Origin of the sequence: uncultured Paraglaciecola sp. (genome assembly GCF_943787955.1) — a bacterium.
GTDB lineage: Bacteria > Pseudomonadota > Gammaproteobacteria > Enterobacterales > Alteromonadaceae > Paraglaciecola.
In genome coordinates this window covers 26863-42629 of sequence record NZ_CALSOK010000001.1, presented here as the reverse complement: position 1 = coordinate 42629, position 15767 = coordinate 26863, and the positions used below count along the sequence as shown (strand labels likewise).

The following is a 15767-nucleotide window of genomic DNA, read 5'->3' as shown; positions in this document are numbered from 1 at the left end:
GTCTTGCCTTCGACCTTATCCACACACGGCGCGAGGTGTTTGTAAATAGACCAGTTGATAAGTTTTTTAGTACTTTTCAACATCGGCAGTTGCACGTGAATATTTCCCTCCTGTTACAGATAAGAGCGCATCAATGAATGCTACCCACATGTCATACCTTAATTGCTGCTGTAGTGTAGGAGAGGGTGCTTCATATCGTGTTGAGTGTGGGTCGATAACTTCTGCACTGCCATCAAACAGGGCTTGACAGATTACATTAACAGAGCATTTTTTCGAAATGTCCGTAATGATTTTTTTCTTGTCCTTGATGTCAAATGGAACACAATATGCAACTGCTTGTGGTCGCGTATGCATAACCGTTTCAACAAAATAGTCATCATCTCACATGGCTTTGTCGGCATCATGAGTAAAAAGGATGTTGCTGGGACAATGCTGTAGCAGAAAGTTTCTTTGGAAGTCTAAAACAAGAGCGAGTGTATTGGCGTAATTACTCAACCCAATTTAGCGCCCAACAATATATCTTGAATTACATAACCATGTGGTACAACAGCCATAGACTTCATTCGTATTTGGATTACCAAAGCCCTAATGACTTTGAAAGACAAAACAATGATTTACAAAAAGTAGCTTAACTGGGGGGGCGTTTTAGGTTGACCACGTCACCCTATTTATTTAGGGCTTTTTTTGCTTGAAATTAAGTGATTTGTATTTATAAGATTTTATAAGGCTAATCCCATAAACCATAAACCATAAACCATAAACCATAAACCATAAACCATAAACCATAAACCATAAACAATAGCGTGGAATACCGAACAACTTATTTGACACTAAGCGTGGATATCAAGGTAGTTGGAGTTTCTAATAATGTTTATCAGAAAGTTCAGTAAGGCGATCTAGCCTTTCAGTTATTTCATCAAGCTGTGTGAAATGAACGTTTAAATTTGAGGTTATCCATTCTTCTGTCAGTTTATCAATAGAATCTTTTGTATTTGACGGCTGAAGAATTACAGAAAGAAGAATGGAAAATAAAATTATTTGGGAAATGTCGATTGGGAATTGCGAAAGTTCGATGCTTGGAAAAGCATATAGGACATAATTTATTCACTAGAAGTGAGGCATAAGAAACGCCTAATAAAAAAACACATAGAGAGAAATAGCAATTATGGCTATGGATACCAAGCTGGATATTAGTACACCATACTTGAAATTTTCTAAGCTGTCTTTAATGCTCACGAAAGCCTACTTTTGATGTATAACGCCCAATTAACAGGCAAAAAATAGTTGGTTAAAATAAGCGACGCAGGAGCAAAAACCAACTGTTTTTTGTCCTTTAGAATGACTTGTTATATTTTTTATACCATAATGTAATATATATAGGTACTTATAGGGTTTGATATCATGGCTAAAAACACAAGCGTAACATTAGGCGATCATTTTGATCAGTTTATAAACCAACAACTTAATACTGGTCGTTATGGCTCAGCAAGTGAAATTATTAGAGCTGGATTAAGAGTGTTAGAAGATCAAGAAGCTAAACTTTTAAACTTACGCAATATGCTAATCCAAGGCGAACAAAGCGGGGTTGCCGAATACAGCTATGACAATTTGTTGATTGAGATAGATAAAGATAACCATTAATGAATAAATTTTTACTATCTTCGAAAGCCAAAACCGATTTAATTAAAATAGCTAAATATACCCAATTAACTAGGGGAATAGCTCAACGTAACGATTACCTAAAAGTATTAGATAGCATATTTCAATTGTTAGCTAATGAACCTGAGTTAGGGTTTAATTGTGATTACATTAGAGAGGGTTACAGTAAATACCCACAAGCTAGTCATGTGATTTATTACAAAGAGTATAAAAACAGCCAAATATTTATAGTGCGTATATTGCATAAAAGTATGGACGTTAAATCCGCACTCTAGAAAAATATAACGCTTTAGTGTTTGTACGGCGTGCTTTTCAATGCCGTGTAAACCTGTGTTGAACGTTTTCAATTGCCGCATCTCTAAATTTTAGTTTGATTCATGCTGTAGGAATTTGTAATTTTTGCAAAGACGAGGTGGGCGACTAATTTATTGGAGAGGTTTACGATTACCTATTTATTATTCATCACTTTCTATTTCTCACGTCGACGAGTACTGCAAATTAGCTGTGTCATTCCAGTTTCGCTAGATCTGCATTCCAGAGTTGTGTCACTTCTATTCCAGCGCTGGAATTGGGTTGTTTGAATATCAATAAGTGAAGTGGTCAAGTCATTCTGGCCACGGGTTTGTAGTACTGATGCCGATATTCCGATTCATTTGGTGTCAATCCACCATTATATGAATGCGGCCTAAACTCACTGTAATAGCCAATAATATAATCATTGATAGCGTGCTTAGCTTGACTAAAACTGCAATAGCCAGTTGTTGGTATATTTCCTTCTCAAGCTCAGCTCGCGCAAGCTTCTTCTTTAAATCCTTAATTTCTAGCTGGTCAGGCGACATTGGGGTTTGCTCAACTCTCACGCCTTTACGTTCTTGTTGAAGTTGTTTTACCCACTTTCCTATCGTTGAAAAACCAACCCCAATTGCCTTAGCAGCTTCGTCGTGAGTGTAACTTTGGTCAACAACCAGTTGTACTGTTTCCAATCTAAATTCAGGACTAAATGTCCGTCTTATTTTTTTACTCATCTTTGGCACCTAATCTTGCTATGCTGATAGCATAACAATCTCTTGTTAGGTGGCCAAATTAACTATGCCACTTCACCTAGGGGTGAGTTCGGCCTAGGTAGCATTAGATAAGAAGCATGTTTCATTTCGAGGTTGGATAATATGGGAAGTATGGTGGAGGCGACTTGCGCATGTGGTTACTCCTCAGGGGTTATGGGTTTAGGAGGAGATCGTGGTAATTATCTTACTTATTGTGGATTTCCATGCTATTGCAGCGCCTGTAAGAGTTTATTTGTGGCTAACATGTATGCTCCAGATGTATTATGTGCAAATTGTGATGCCAGTTCTGTTGTGCCTTATGATGATCCTATCCTTGAGCTAACACATGGGGTAGTAAACGAAATATTCTCTTGGAATACTACAAAGAGATTAGGTAGAGAATTGAAGCTTCATGACAGTAAGTATTTGTGTCCGAGTTGTGATGATGTCTCTCTCACGTTTGAAAGCACAGGTGTTTTCAGTTAAAAGTTCATTAGGATAACAGGTTGGATTGGCAAACTATTTCATTTATGAGGGGGAATTGTGAAAGTAGATGACCATAAGTGATATGCAAAGGCGGGCGCTGACTGATTTGCTACCACCGAAGTAAGAAAGCAATCAATGGGGTCTAAGTGAGCCTGCTACAGTTTTACTGACCACAGTTTTACTTGTTTGTAGATGTTCGGTGGTTGTTATGAGTTTGAATTAACACAGTATTGCCCGCTAAATGACTTCATCACTAACAAAATGTTTGTAGTTGTAGCTTTTAAACCTTCATCTGTAGAGCAACAAAAAATTTTATCTTCATAGAATTGACACTTTTGAAAGATTTCACCAATGTGTTGAATCGGCCAGTTAAACTCACAGCCAATATCAGACATTAACTGTAGACTTAATTCAGGCGGAAAAAGCCTAAAAATGCCTTCCATAGCATTGCCAAAGATGTGGGTAATCGACTCTTACGATGAATGTCTACGTAATTCGTGTAAATGCTTAAATTAGCTGACGTATAAGTTTTAAAGTGACTCTGCCACCACTTTCATCCCCAACTTTACGCGTATCGATTCATAGTTGTCTAAAGAAATATGGCCAAGTTTAAACCAGTAAAGCTAGCTTTGCGTCGACAGGAGAGAGATCATCGCGGCTTCTTGTTCATTAATCGACCGACCGATATCTCTGTGAAAGTCTTCTCGACTCAGCTCCTCTTCAAGAATCAACATTAACTTGTCGACACTGACACCAATAAACAATCCGCTTAAGATTCCAACTGCTGAGCCAAAAAAAGTTCCGACAACAGGAAATAAGCTGCCGATCGTAGCACCGGCGGCGGCTCCAGCCAGAGTCGAACCGGCTTTAGCTGTTGCGGCCTTGGTCATTGCAATGGTGGCAATTTTAAGTGTCCCTTTAGCGACCAATTTTTTCGATATTGCTGCTGCTACGATACCACTTACAGCGCCAGCACCGAAGCGAGCCTGTAGGTCTAGCTGTGGATCAAAATGGATCATGGTAGGTGCTGATTCGAACTCCTTGATGCGGAAAAATAACGGCTGCTCCCAATTCGTGTTTTCGGCAAGGATCGCTGCTCGTTCTTCTGTGTGTATATCCAACTCTCTAGAAAGCACTGCAAGGGTACCTTCCATATTTTTGAAAGGCTCTCCTATTTCAAGGTAGTCCTTAACGTCTTTTTCCAGCGCGTCCTCCAAGTTGCCGGTAAGCATAGCGCCAAGTCTAAAGTATTCTGCTGGCAGGCTATAGTAGTGATCTAGATATCTATCAACATTCAGACGCACCTGTTCAAAGCCCTGTCGTATTTGTTTAACTAGTTGAGCGTTATGTTCTGAACGATTCGTTAGCAAACTCAGGTCATGCTCTTCTAGTTTTCTGCACGTGCCAGGAAGAGCTATTGTTTCTTCACAGTTCTCGAGTAGAGTGATCTTAGAGCGCGCAAATGACTCCACCGACAATACAGTCGCAGGTAAAATGAACGCTACTATCAATGTGGCAAAAGCAGAGCCGAAAATCACGGTACTACCGGAAAGTGGAGTCGGTTGTCCACCGATCTCAGCTGAGCTAAATATTCTCCGGAGCTCACTTCTTGGGATCACAAAAAAACTTAAGGTTGCCGAAATCCCCCAGAATATGCCAGCTGAAACTAGGGCAACTGCAGCCGATTTCCATAAAAGTCCGTGACCGTCTAATAGTGCAGCTAACGCTGACTCTCTAAAAACCTGCACATACTTCATGAGGTAGACGCCAAGCTGCAAGAGAAGGCTACCACTTTTGCTAGCTTCTACTGAGCCTAGTTCCGCAAGTCTACTGGAGATACTCATGCCGTTCTCGAGGGCATTAGGAAAAATAAAGAGATAAACCAAGATTGATATTACGGTTGCCATCCATCTAGCCAAAATGATAGCGCGATATGTAGCCATAAAAGTTTTGTATTCGGATTGAGTAAATCGCAGCAGCAAAAGAAAACACATGTAGAAAGAGACTACAACGATCGCTATAGAGAGCCATTCGGCTTGTCTGATACCAGCAAACCATATGGCAGTGGAAACCCCTAAGGTTGTGGCTATTAATAGCCATTTAATGAGAGACCCTGCACGTCTCATGGTCCACCAGTATAGAAGACCTCGCGATTTAAAGGATTTACCGCGTTCGATCTTGCCAACTATCGCGCCGTAGTAGCCAGACAAGAATATGGGGGTTCCAAAAAAAAGCGCCCCAATAATCAGAAACCAGGGCAGAGCTTCCAGACTATTTGTTTGATACCACCATCCAGCGGCACACCATACGAGTGAAAACAGCAAATATTTAAATAGTGCGGGCATCATGTCTCATCTTTTCTTATAGGAAGCTGTGGTGGTGAATGCAGTCGTAAAAAAAGTGTCTTTGTTGTTTTACATACCGTTTCTCAATACAGGATGCAAAAAGTGCTAAATGGCCTTCAGGTGAACACAGAGTACGCTGAGTGTTATTCACATCATGTATTAGAGGTGTGTAGATAAATAAAAACTCATTTCCATAAACTAATTTAAGAAGTATTAGGCTCAGACTCCAGGCTATGGGCACAAGTATTAAAGGATATTGGACTCCGGCCAGTATACTTATCAAAACGACTATGGATAAAATGCGGTACAGGAAAAACTTACTCATTATATTAAATCCAGATAACTTTGTTTAATAGGGCAGGCCAAGTCATCTTGGCTCGAAGGACCTTGGATGTTCATGAACGATTATTACTACCCTCATCGTTTTTATTCACTTTCATAGACAGTGAATTCCATAGTGACTTGGCTGCTTTGGAGGTGGTTTCTTTGGCTACGGCCGCATATTTAATTCCACCATCTACCCCCGTTGAAGCAATCTCTCTGGACTTGTTAGTGAATTGTGCGGTGCTTGTTTTGAGAGCTCTGGTTACTTCTGATTCTGAAAACTCTCGTAATAGTTGGGAGGATTTATCTACTGCACTTTTTCCCGTATCAGCCACATATCCCGTGCCCGCAGATAGACCTGATGCCGTTGCGTTTCCGATTGATAATGCAACGCCTGCCGCTAACTTTGTTGATTGACTCAAGCGCTCAGATGCAGCAGTAAGCGCATTGGTAACTGAAGAGCTTCCGCCCGCTTTTTCGGACTCACTGATTAATAAGCCTGTGAGGTAATTTAACTCTTCTACTTCTTTCTCATCTATAACGCCATCTGCTTCTATGACCTCACGAAGGTGCTTAATGAAGCCAGTCATTATCGCTTCTTTGTCACAGTCCTTGCTTTTTGCACAATACGACCCGAGCGAGCCAGCTAGCTTTGAATATGATACTAAGTCAGTTTGGGTTCGATATTCGTCGATTAGTCTGCTAACGAAACTAGGGTTATAACCCCATTCTTCAGAAAAAAAACGCTTAATTGCTCCTAATTCTGACGTATGCATGCTGCCACCAGCATTTGCCATTTTTAAACTGACTGGGAGCATCAGCTCAATCAAAGCAACTGAAATTATATCTAGAGGAGTGTTTATATACTTGGGAATGACAATTAGGCCGTTATCTTTGCTACTCTCGAATAGACGACTAACGCCGACATATGCGCCACCTGATATAACTCCAGCAGCGATCACCCAGCCAATGGGCGTAACTGCAGTTGTGCCTAAGCCTACAACAGACAATGTGCTGGCCATGAATCCGCTACTGGCAAAAAATGTACCGGCCACTGCCCCGCTAGATGCTATAGCTGAGCCAGTTGCGCCAACGCCGATGGCCTCACTGAATGTTGTCATATGCTCTCTGGCCCGAAGCAAACCGTATGCACGTTCACCGATACCGAGCTTTGCCTTAAATTTTAATGGCTCGTTAACGATTACTTCTTCGTTTTGGTCAAAAAAATCATCTAGGTCATTAGCTAACGACATTCGCGTCACTCTTCAGTGGCTGAAACATTGCTGAAGCCTCAGCAACTTTTTTGGCTAGACTATTGTCTCGAAGATCATCCATATATCCAGTCGCAAGGCCAAAGGCTGCTGCTATTGGCAAAACGAAGGCACCCAGTAATCCACCGATTAGAGGTATAGACGTCACTAACGCGCCAACAATTAATCCTAAGACTAATCCAAATGTTGCGTTAGGAAACTTGGAGACAATCATGATCACAATTTCCACGATTTTCTTCCCAATTCGAATAACCATTTCTCCAACTCTAACAGCCGTCTTCAGGATAGAAGCGATTAGTGCCTTGGCATCCGCGGGAAGGTCTAGGTTGTCGATGTAGGATTGAAGCTTGGTGTCACTAACGCGGTCCTGCGTCAATGCCTGCAATGCTTCAAGATTCTCATCCGGAATTTCTACTTCTATCGTTTTTCCAGTGTTGAAATCTTTAGTAAATGCCTTCATTGGTCTACTCCTGTAATTTCTGCTCTGTCAATATCAGCTGCGGGTATAGGTAAAATAAAATATCATTTTTTCTAAAATCAAATTACATGATGCCTCATATTTTTATTACCATCTATTTTATATCTTTGAGGGAGTCAGCGTTGGCTATTTATCTATTCGGCCATGGTGTGACTCATGTTCACATAAAAATATTACGTTAGGTGTCTGCGTCATTGATACCCAATAATATGGGTTATGCATAGTGTCATAATGTCATAGTGTCAAAAAAAGTAATTATGACACCAAAAACCGACTGATGTATTAGCATTACACTGTTAGCAAATTAACAACTAATATAATTGTTTTGCGCAAGCAATTATAAAATTCTCTCACGCGTGAGACAGGCTTACCGTCACACAAATCACATATCCAAAAAAAAGAATTGATTGATATTGACGTTGTTAGTTGGTGTTACCAAATGGTTTTTTTGGATTAACTGCTGTCATCTGCCTCAGAAATGGTATTTCTAAATTGTTCAAGAACTGTGCCCATGTCAATGAATATGCCTTCTTTGGCATCATCTATGCCTAATCTATAACCTTCTTCAAATGCCCACTCTAATTTATCTAGAATGTCACCTTGACTTATATTATTTGATGCTTTCAATTGCCTACTCCTTATCCCTGACATTGATATACTTCATATCCATATAAAAGCGATTGACATGTAATTACTCTATACTATGAACACATTCACTGTATTTTTATCATACAAAAAAAAATTTTGCTATCGAAATAGTGCTGTTTATCGCGTGCAGATAAACAGCACTTTAAGAACATTATGCCAAAATAATTGATCCATGTGAATACTGATTATTCTTGATTTTCGAGGAAGTCGATAACATTGTTCATCACCTCTGTTACCTCTTTAGTATCGTTCCAATTGATACTTTCCCAGTTAATTCCCATATCCAGGCTCTGCAAATTACAGGTTAAAAGTTGCTGTATGGTATTGCTCGATTTTATCTTTTTAATACGCAGTGGAGTAGGAGAGGAGCTAACAAGTTTTTCACCCGATAATAGCATTTCTATTTTCTGAGCGATTGCACGTTTGTCGTGGATATTAAGCAGTGTCTTTTCATGCTCTTCTTTATAATCGTGTTCGATTTGAAGTACTATTTTCTTTGTTTTTACAAACGGGTATTGCAAACCATTATTATAGGCTTCCAATACACATGGGTAACGAGTGAGAACATTATAGTTGTCGTAAGCCCCCATTGAGATACCCATGATTGACACGGTTTCTCTAACCGATATAGAACTTCGCCCTAATTGTTTGTTAGCCGAAGACAAAGCATCAATTTCAATTTTTGCGGCATTAAAAGCACACAATTTTCCGTACTGGGGTAGGTCTTCACGGCTAGAATTTTCTTGAAACTGCTTTATTTTTTGCATCAAGGGCTGGGAGTCATATACCTTAAATTGGCTAGGAGCATGATTGCCTTTTGAATAAATTAAAGCGAAAAAACGCCTGTGGCCAGTTAATACCTGATAGTTGTCGTCTTCCAATGGAAAAATAGTGGGTACCTGAATAAGATCAGACACCTTAATATTATTCGCCAATTCTGTGATTGAATCGATGTTTTTATTAACATTACGCCACTCTGGTGTGTCATACTTCATACAGTTGATAAAACATGATTTACCTACCAACACATGTCCTTCACCCTTGTAGATATCAGCTAACTGGCGTTTGGTGAGCAGACGTTTTACAAATAAGTCTGCGTGTTCATCATCAATAATGATGGCCGGGAAGTACCTGAAATTGGTTTCGTCAGGTAACACATGATTTAAAAACAAAACTTTATAACTAAAGGTATCGTCGCAAGGGATGGCCTGATTGTTATGTTTAAGACCTGAAATAAGTCTCTGAGTTAAGCTTATATTTGACAAAAAACACCACCTAAAGATTGTAATAATGCTGTTATTCGCATTTATTTACATTCTAATCAATTTTGAGAATTTTTGATAAATTAATTTACAGTTACTAGCGACAATTTTAGCTTAGTTTATCATATTAACGTGCATTTTTTGTTGTATGTAGTAACGTATCAGAGTTTCTAATTATTGTTGAATACTTGACCATGTATTTGTAAAGTGGCTACATAGCTGGTGTTTCGGTACAAAGAAATATTAAAAATTATTTCTCTAGTCGTTATGGTGCATTGAATATGGGAGGGGTTTGTGAATTCACTTCTCTTGCTTCACATAAAGTAACAGCTAATTACTGGTCAAAACATTTTTAGCTAAAGCTGAGGTGTTACTTATCTTGCGCTATTGCATTTTAAAAATTGGCAATACGTCTTTTTCAAATTAAGTAAAACAGTCACGTGAGTTTTTTAATAATTATAGGAATTAGTAAACTTGTTTTATATAGCCACTTCTTGTTTGGCCAACCACTTTAATTAATTGGTTTTGCGGAAAGTAACATGCTCAACACATGGAGAAAATAGACAAGTAAACAAATCATTAATACTCACTATAAAACATCCACACAAGGCACTGACAACTTAAAACAGTAATGTGTCAGTAAAAGAAGTATCCAAAAGCTAAAGGAGTCGTAATGATAGCAAATGGAATAGAAGGTATATTAAAAATAACCCAAGCCTCGATTTTATCAGAGATTGTTTGTGGGATAATTTTGCTGGTTTTTGTGTTTGGTTGTTTCTTCTCAATTAAATCTAAATACCCCAATTTTGTTTCTTATACGCCTGCATTACTTACATCGTTAGGTATTTTCGGAACATTTGGCGGCATTGTTATTGGATTGATGTTGTTTGATGAAAAAGATATCGATGGCAGTATTAGTCTATTGTTGGGTGGTTTGAAAACAGCTTTTGTTACCAGTTTGCTTGGAATTCTAACCTCCATCATTTTTAAAGGGCTGCAATCGATGGGTTTCTTATCTCCCAAAAAAGAAACAACCCAAATAGATAGCGCTACTCCAGAGGATATTCTTGCCGCAATTACTGGGCAAAATCAATCTTTAGTCTCTTTAGTTACAGCGATAGGCGGTGACGGTGACGGTTCATTGGTTAGCCAACTTAAATTAATGCGAGGTGATGTTAATGACAATCAAAAATTAACGTTAAAGGGCATGGAGCGGTCTGAGGAACATTTGAAATCTATGGATGAGAGTATTACATCCCAGAAAGAGAGCTTTAATACTTTCTCAGACAAACTTTGGATTAAGCTACAGGACTTTGCAGATACATTATCTAAATCAGCAACAGAAACGGTTATTGAGGCACTTAAGCAGGTTATTACCGATTTTAATAACAACTTAACCGAACAGTTTGGTGAAAATTTCAAACAACTTAACGAGTCAGTTAAAGAGTTAGTTATCTGGCAAGAAAACTACAAAGTTCAAATCGCAGATATGACAGAGCAATATAAGCTCGGTGTTTCATCTATAGCCGCAACAGAAACGTCAGTAACAGCGATTAGTCACGAGGCTAAAGTTATCCCTGAAACTATGACTAATTTGAAACAAGTGATGGAAGTAAACCAGCACCAGTTGGCTGAGCTTGAACGTCATCTTGAAGCATTTAAAGATATGCGGGATAAAGCCGTGGAAGCAGTGCCCGAAATCAGGACCCAAATTCAGGAAACGGTTGATACAATTTCTAATTCTGTGGCCCTTGCCAACAAACATTACGAGGCACTTCTAACAGAGTCAGATACTCATATTCAAAAAACCGCTGAGACCATTTCCGAGTCGGTTGCCCTTGCCAATAAACATTACGAGGCACTGCTAACAGAATCAGATACTCATATTCAAAAAACTGCTGATACTATTTCTGAATCGGTTGCCCTTGCTAATAAACACTACGAGACACTCCTAACAGAGTCAGATACCTACATAAAATCTCATATTATATCCTCTAATGATTTACTCGATAAATTTGTCACAAATACCAAAGAAGGTGTCAACACTATCGGTGAGAAATTGGCAGAAAGTGCAAATCAAGTTGAGAAAGTGATTACAGAGGGTGCCAAAGAATTTGAAGATAAAGTACATCAAACAAACGGCGCGCTAACTTCTACAGCAGATCATGTGACTAGCCAAACAGAAGTAATAAAAAATGCACTTAAAGATACCGCAGACGACTTAAGCCAGCATGTCAGGGATATGATTAATGGCTTGATTAGTGATTCAAAAGATATTTCCACTACACTCACCGATGCCAATAAATCATTAGTTACAGATACTTCAAACATTAGAGACGGTGTAGTTAAAAGTATTGAAAATATGCAAAGTCGCCTTGAATCATCACTGGAAGATGTATTTTCATCACAAACTCAGCATATGCAAAAAGTATTCTCAAATATTGACTCTGGTTTAAAAGACCAAGTGAGTAAAACGGGGGACGCGGTTGAAAAACAATTAGGCATGATCGACCAGTCTATGCAGCAGGAGCTTAATCGTTCGATGAAACTTTTAGGCGATAACCTAGGAAGCATAACGCAAAAATTCACTACAGATTATAAGTCATTGGTCCGTGAAATGACGAACGTAATTAATCAGGCTGCCTGATAGATGTCTTCAAATAATTCAATTTTTGGCTCTTCCAAGCCTACAGAAGATGGTGAACATTGGTTGTCGGTGTCGGATCTCATGGCGGGGTTGATGATGGTTTTCTTGTTTGTTGCCATCGTGTTTATGCGTCATGTGTCAATTGAGCGCGATAAAATCAAAGACGTGGCAGTCGCTTATCAGGAAAACCAGGTAGCTATTTTTGATGCACTCAATACTGAATTTTCTAGCGAACTCAGTATATGGCAAGCGTCAATCGACAAAGAAACTTTATCTTTTCAATTTGATTCACCTGAAGTGCTATTTGATACCGGAAAAAGTACTCTAAAAATTGAATTTGAACAGATCTTAGCCGACTTTATTCCTCGTTATCTCAAAGTACTTGACCAATACCGCAAGAGCATTGATGAGGTCAGAATTGAGGGGCATACGTCATCCGAATGGGGCATTAATACCCATGCAGATGACGCCTATTTTTTTAATATGACACTGTCTCAAAACAGAACACGTAGCGTTCTAAATTACAGTTATTTTTTAAAACAACTTACAAGCGAACAAAAAATCTGGATTAAGTCCTCTTTTGCCGCAGTAGGCTTAGCGTCTTCAAGATTCAAATCTAATGCTGATGGTACCGAAAACAAACAGAAGTCGCGCCGTGTTTCATTTCGTGTGATCACCAATGCTGACATTCAAATACGTAAAATCATTGATGGCCTTTAAATGAAGCTGACTGTCGATTTTTCGATATTAAATAATGCTGTTAGCCAAATGGGGGCAGACTTAATAGATTTTTCGCATTCAGTCAAACTGGACATACTTGACCCTATTGACGCACTTCTTGGCGAAGGCTTCGAAGTTAATTTTAAGGATATTGAATTTGAAACAGGTCTTGCGAGTTATCAAGGCAGACAGGTTCTCCTTTATATAAAAGATCATAGTTACAACGAGAAGATATACGCCGTAATCGAAGATGGAACAAAGGGAAATAGGTTTCATATTGCTGATTGTGAAATGTTAGAGCGCATGAGACAAAAAGGCCGATTTGACAGATATGTGGTTACGAACAAGTTGGATGGAATATTTGCCGTATCTGGCACTAATAATTCAAATGAATTAATAGAGGGGGATACCAATCTAAACGTTTGTCAGTACTGCTTGGATGCGCTTAATTATAAAAAGTTTTCTTCAATGCCGAGAGGGGCAATCAGGAAAAAATTTGTTTCCACCTTCGAACTCGCAGAATTTTTCGACACCTACAGTTCTTTTTTCAAGTACATGCCCACCGGCGTTGCGAATAATGCCAGCGCAGGTTACACCGATGATTGGGATGATATTTCAAGGAAAATTAGAGCGCAATTTAACTATAAGTGCCAACAGTGTGGCCTGGATCTCAGCAGTCACAAAGGGTTGTTGCATGTTCACCATATTAATGGAGTGAAGTCTGACAATAGCAGTCGTAATTTAACGCCACTATGTGCAGATTGTCATAGAAAGCAGCCAGATCATCAGCACATGTTTATTAAACATGAAGAAACAAAAACGATTAATCATCTGCGGCAGGAACAAAAACTTAACAAAAAAGAAAATTGGAAGGACATCTATGCTTTGGCTGACCCTGCCATGAATGGCGTTATCGACCTATTAGAAAAGCACCAGGTATCCCTGCCAGAAGTGGGTGAAGAAATTCAGAACGATAAACAAGAAGTTGTCACAGAGCTTGAACTCTCTTGGCCATTGAAAAAAGTAGGAGTAGCGGTAGACAAGACATCTGCCTTAGCAGCAAGCAAACAAGGTTGGAAAGTTTACAGTATGCGCCATGCCCTCAGTCAAATGGATGATTTGGCGCAAAGCTTAAGATAATACAAATAGTTTTAAAATTCACAACCGTAATTTTAGAGCCCAATAATTCGTAAAACAGCAAATGTGGCGCATAGCTCAACGCTATTTGTCATTGTGAAACAACATTTCTAACGTAATACAAAGTTATTTGCACAGGGAAAAGAGATAACAACATGAACGTAGCCTATAGAAAACTAATCACCTATGCCCCAGGCATGCGCATTGTCGTGCGAGATGCTGAGTGGATAGTGCGCCGCGCCGACCCAAGTGCCGACGGCGGTTACTTAATAGAATGTGAAGGCCTATCTGAATTAGTCCGTGGTAAAGAAGGGCGCTTTTTAACCTCTATTGAAAACGATCCTGCCATTGGTGCTAAGCCCATTGAAATTCTAGATCCTGCCACAACAAAACTGGTTGAAGACAGATCATCCAATTACCGTGGTACCTTGCTTTATATCGAAAGTTTACTGCGTCAACGCGTACCAACCGATGAGAATATTCACTTTGGCCATCAGGCCGCCATGGATCCCTTACCATTCCAATTAGACCCGACACTCACGGCGCTTAAACAGCCGCGTCAGCGTATATTAATTGCTGACACAGTAGGCTTAGGTAAAACCTTAGAAGCGGGCATCTTAATGTCTGAGCTGATGCGCCGTGGCAAAGGTAAACGTATTTTAGTGTTAGCGGTTAAATCTATGCTGACTCAGTTCCAAAAAGAAATGTGGAACCGTTTTTCAATACCATTAACGCGATTAGACTCATCAGGCTTACAACGCGTACGTAATAAAATACCTACTAACCATAATCCGTTTCATTTCTTCGATAAGTCGATTATCTCTATCGATACCCTGAAACAAGATATCGAATACCGTCATTACCTTGAACAAGCTTATTGGGACATTATTGTCATTGATGAAGCCCACAACGTGGCTGAACGTGGCTCTAACTCACAGCGTAGTCGTCTTGCCAAGTTATTAGCCAGCAAGTCAGATAGCCTTATTATGCTTTCTGCAACGCCTCATGATGGTAAGCCTGAAAGTTTTGCTAGTTTAATGAACATGCTTGATGCCACCGCTATCAGTAACCCTAAAGAATACAAACACGAAGACTTTAATGAGAAAGGCCTTGTTGTTCGTCGCTTTAAAAAAGATGTCAAAGATCAAATAGCCAAAGAATTCCCTGAACGTCAAATAGAAACCATACGTTCAAACGCAACAGCAGTTGAAGAAGACGCTTATCGTGAACTGCTGGGTGCGAACTTTGGCAGTTTAGACAAAAGCAGCGAAGGCGGACAAAATCACAGTCGCTTATTCCGAGTCACATTAGAAAAAGCATTATTTTCAAGCCCCATGGCCTGTTTATCTACAGTAGAATAAAGATTGGGGTCAGGTCTTGTATTTTGTGCAAAACTCAAAATCTGACCCGTAGGTTTCGAATTTCTAAGCGGATTGACTCGATAAAGGCTGACATTAAAATATTGCCAATGTTTTATGGGGAACTCACGCAAAATGTGTGGCACTTGTTATCATATTTCTCTTGTAGGTTATTGTTAGATATGGACTTAAAGTCAAAGCATATTTTTATGAAATTTCGTATTTAACCGGAATAGCGGTTTCCACTTGTCAGAAACATCCTGAAAATGACTTTCATATGCGCTAAGACTATGAAATGATTATATTTTTACTTTTTCGGAAATTTTAAGTCGAATTGAATTCGCACTTAACCCGATTTCCGACTAATAAACTGTTATACGCTATTGGAG

The 15767-nt window shown here is 39.3% G+C and carries 14 protein-coding genes and 1 pseudogene; 8 read left to right on the top strand and 7 right to left on the bottom strand.

Features of this window, described 5'->3' with window-relative positions; genetic code table 11:
- Positions 1-66: 66 nt before the first annotated feature.
- The gene (locus tag Q0Y52_RS00190; RefSeq protein ID WP_297816402.1) at positions 67-354 is read right to left on the bottom strand and encodes a hypothetical protein; all 288 of its coding nucleotides are present in this window, start codon (positions 352-354) and stop codon (positions 67-69) included.
- Between the two features lie 12 nt (positions 355-366).
- Here Q0Y52_RS00190 and Q0Y52_RS00185 point away from each other — a divergent pair.
- From Q0Y52_RS00185 to Q0Y52_RS00175, 3 genes and pseudogenes are all read left to right on the top strand, one after another.
- Positions 367-632 (top strand): annotated as a pseudogene (locus tag Q0Y52_RS00185) (IS3 family transposase); the annotation flags it as partial.
- Between the two features lie 769 nt (positions 633-1401).
- A complete protein-coding gene (locus tag Q0Y52_RS00180; RefSeq protein WP_297816399.1) occupies positions 1402-1641 on the top strand; it encodes a type II toxin-antitoxin system ParD family antitoxin in 240 nt (79 codons plus the stop codon).
- Positions 1641-1934, top strand: a complete 294-nt coding sequence (locus tag Q0Y52_RS00175; protein ID WP_297816397.1) for a type II toxin-antitoxin system RelE/ParE family toxin — start codon at positions 1641-1643, stop codon at positions 1932-1934. The genes Q0Y52_RS00180 and Q0Y52_RS00175 overlap by 1 nt, the downstream gene beginning before the upstream one ends.
- 384 nt (positions 1935-2318) lie before the next feature.
- Here Q0Y52_RS00175 and Q0Y52_RS00170 read toward each other — a convergent pair whose 3' ends face one another.
- On the bottom strand, positions 2319-2684 hold the full coding sequence (locus tag Q0Y52_RS00170; protein ID WP_297816395.1) for a transposase: 366 nt from the start codon (positions 2682-2684) through the stop codon (positions 2319-2321).
- Between the two features lie 141 nt (positions 2685-2825).
- On the opposite strand from Q0Y52_RS00170, the gene Q0Y52_RS00165 reads away from it, so the two are divergent.
- Positions 2826-3188 carry a hypothetical protein gene (locus Q0Y52_RS00165; RefSeq protein ID WP_297816391.1) on the top strand — a complete coding sequence of 121 codons (363 nt, stop codon included), beginning with the start codon at positions 2826-2828 and terminating at the stop codon, positions 3186-3188.
- Between the two features lie 623 nt (positions 3189-3811).
- Here the strand turns inward: Q0Y52_RS00165 and Q0Y52_RS00160 are convergent.
- The 5 genes from Q0Y52_RS00160 to Q0Y52_RS00140 form a co-directional block, all read right to left on the bottom strand.
- The gene (locus tag Q0Y52_RS00160; RefSeq protein WP_297816388.1) at positions 3812-5536 is read right to left on the bottom strand and encodes a hypothetical protein; all 1725 of its coding nucleotides are present in this window, start codon (positions 5534-5536) and stop codon (positions 3812-3814) included.
- Between the two features lie 392 nt (positions 5537-5928).
- The gene (locus Q0Y52_RS00155; RefSeq protein WP_297816386.1) at positions 5929-7110 is read right to left on the bottom strand and encodes a TerB family tellurite resistance protein; all 1182 of its coding nucleotides are present in this window, start codon (positions 7108-7110) and stop codon (positions 5929-5931) included.
- Entirely contained in the window at positions 7097-7588 is a 492-nt protein-coding gene (locus tag Q0Y52_RS00150; RefSeq protein WP_297816383.1) for a hypothetical protein, read from the bottom strand. The genes Q0Y52_RS00155 and Q0Y52_RS00150 overlap by 14 nt, the downstream gene beginning before the upstream one ends.
- A gap of 471 nt (positions 7589-8059) precedes the next feature.
- A complete protein-coding gene (locus Q0Y52_RS00145) occupies positions 8060-8233 on the bottom strand; it encodes a hypothetical protein (protein WP_297816380.1) in 174 nt (57 codons plus the stop codon).
- Positions 8234-8439: 206 nt separating this feature from the next.
- On the bottom strand, positions 8440-9519 hold the full coding sequence (locus Q0Y52_RS00140; protein ID WP_297816378.1) for a ParB/Srx family N-terminal domain-containing protein: 1080 nt from the start codon (positions 9517-9519) through the stop codon (positions 8440-8442).
- 670 nt (positions 9520-10189) lie between these two features.
- Here Q0Y52_RS00140 and Q0Y52_RS00135 point away from each other — a divergent pair.
- The 4 genes from Q0Y52_RS00135 (at position 10190) to Q0Y52_RS00120 (ending at position 15381) form a co-directional block, all read left to right on the top strand.
- Positions 10190-12163 (top strand): hypothetical protein, encoded by a 1974-nt coding sequence (locus Q0Y52_RS00135; RefSeq protein WP_297816375.1) that lies wholly within the window; start codon positions 10190-10192, stop codon positions 12161-12163.
- A gap of 3 nt (positions 12164-12166) precedes the next feature.
- Positions 12167-12883, top strand: coding sequence for an OmpA family protein (locus Q0Y52_RS00130; RefSeq protein WP_297816373.1), 717 nt, complete (start codon positions 12167-12169; stop codon positions 12881-12883).
- 48 nt (positions 12884-12931) lie between these two features.
- On the top strand, positions 12932-14023 hold the full coding sequence (locus Q0Y52_RS00125) for an HNH endonuclease signature motif containing protein (RefSeq protein ID WP_297816370.1): 1092 nt from the start codon (positions 12932-12934) through the stop codon (positions 14021-14023).
- A gap of 152 nt (positions 14024-14175) precedes the next feature.
- Positions 14176-15381 (top strand): DEAD/DEAH box helicase, encoded by a 1206-nt coding sequence (locus tag Q0Y52_RS00120; protein WP_297816367.1) that lies wholly within the window; start codon positions 14176-14178, stop codon positions 15379-15381.
- The last annotated feature ends 386 nt before the right edge of the window (positions 15382-15767 follow it).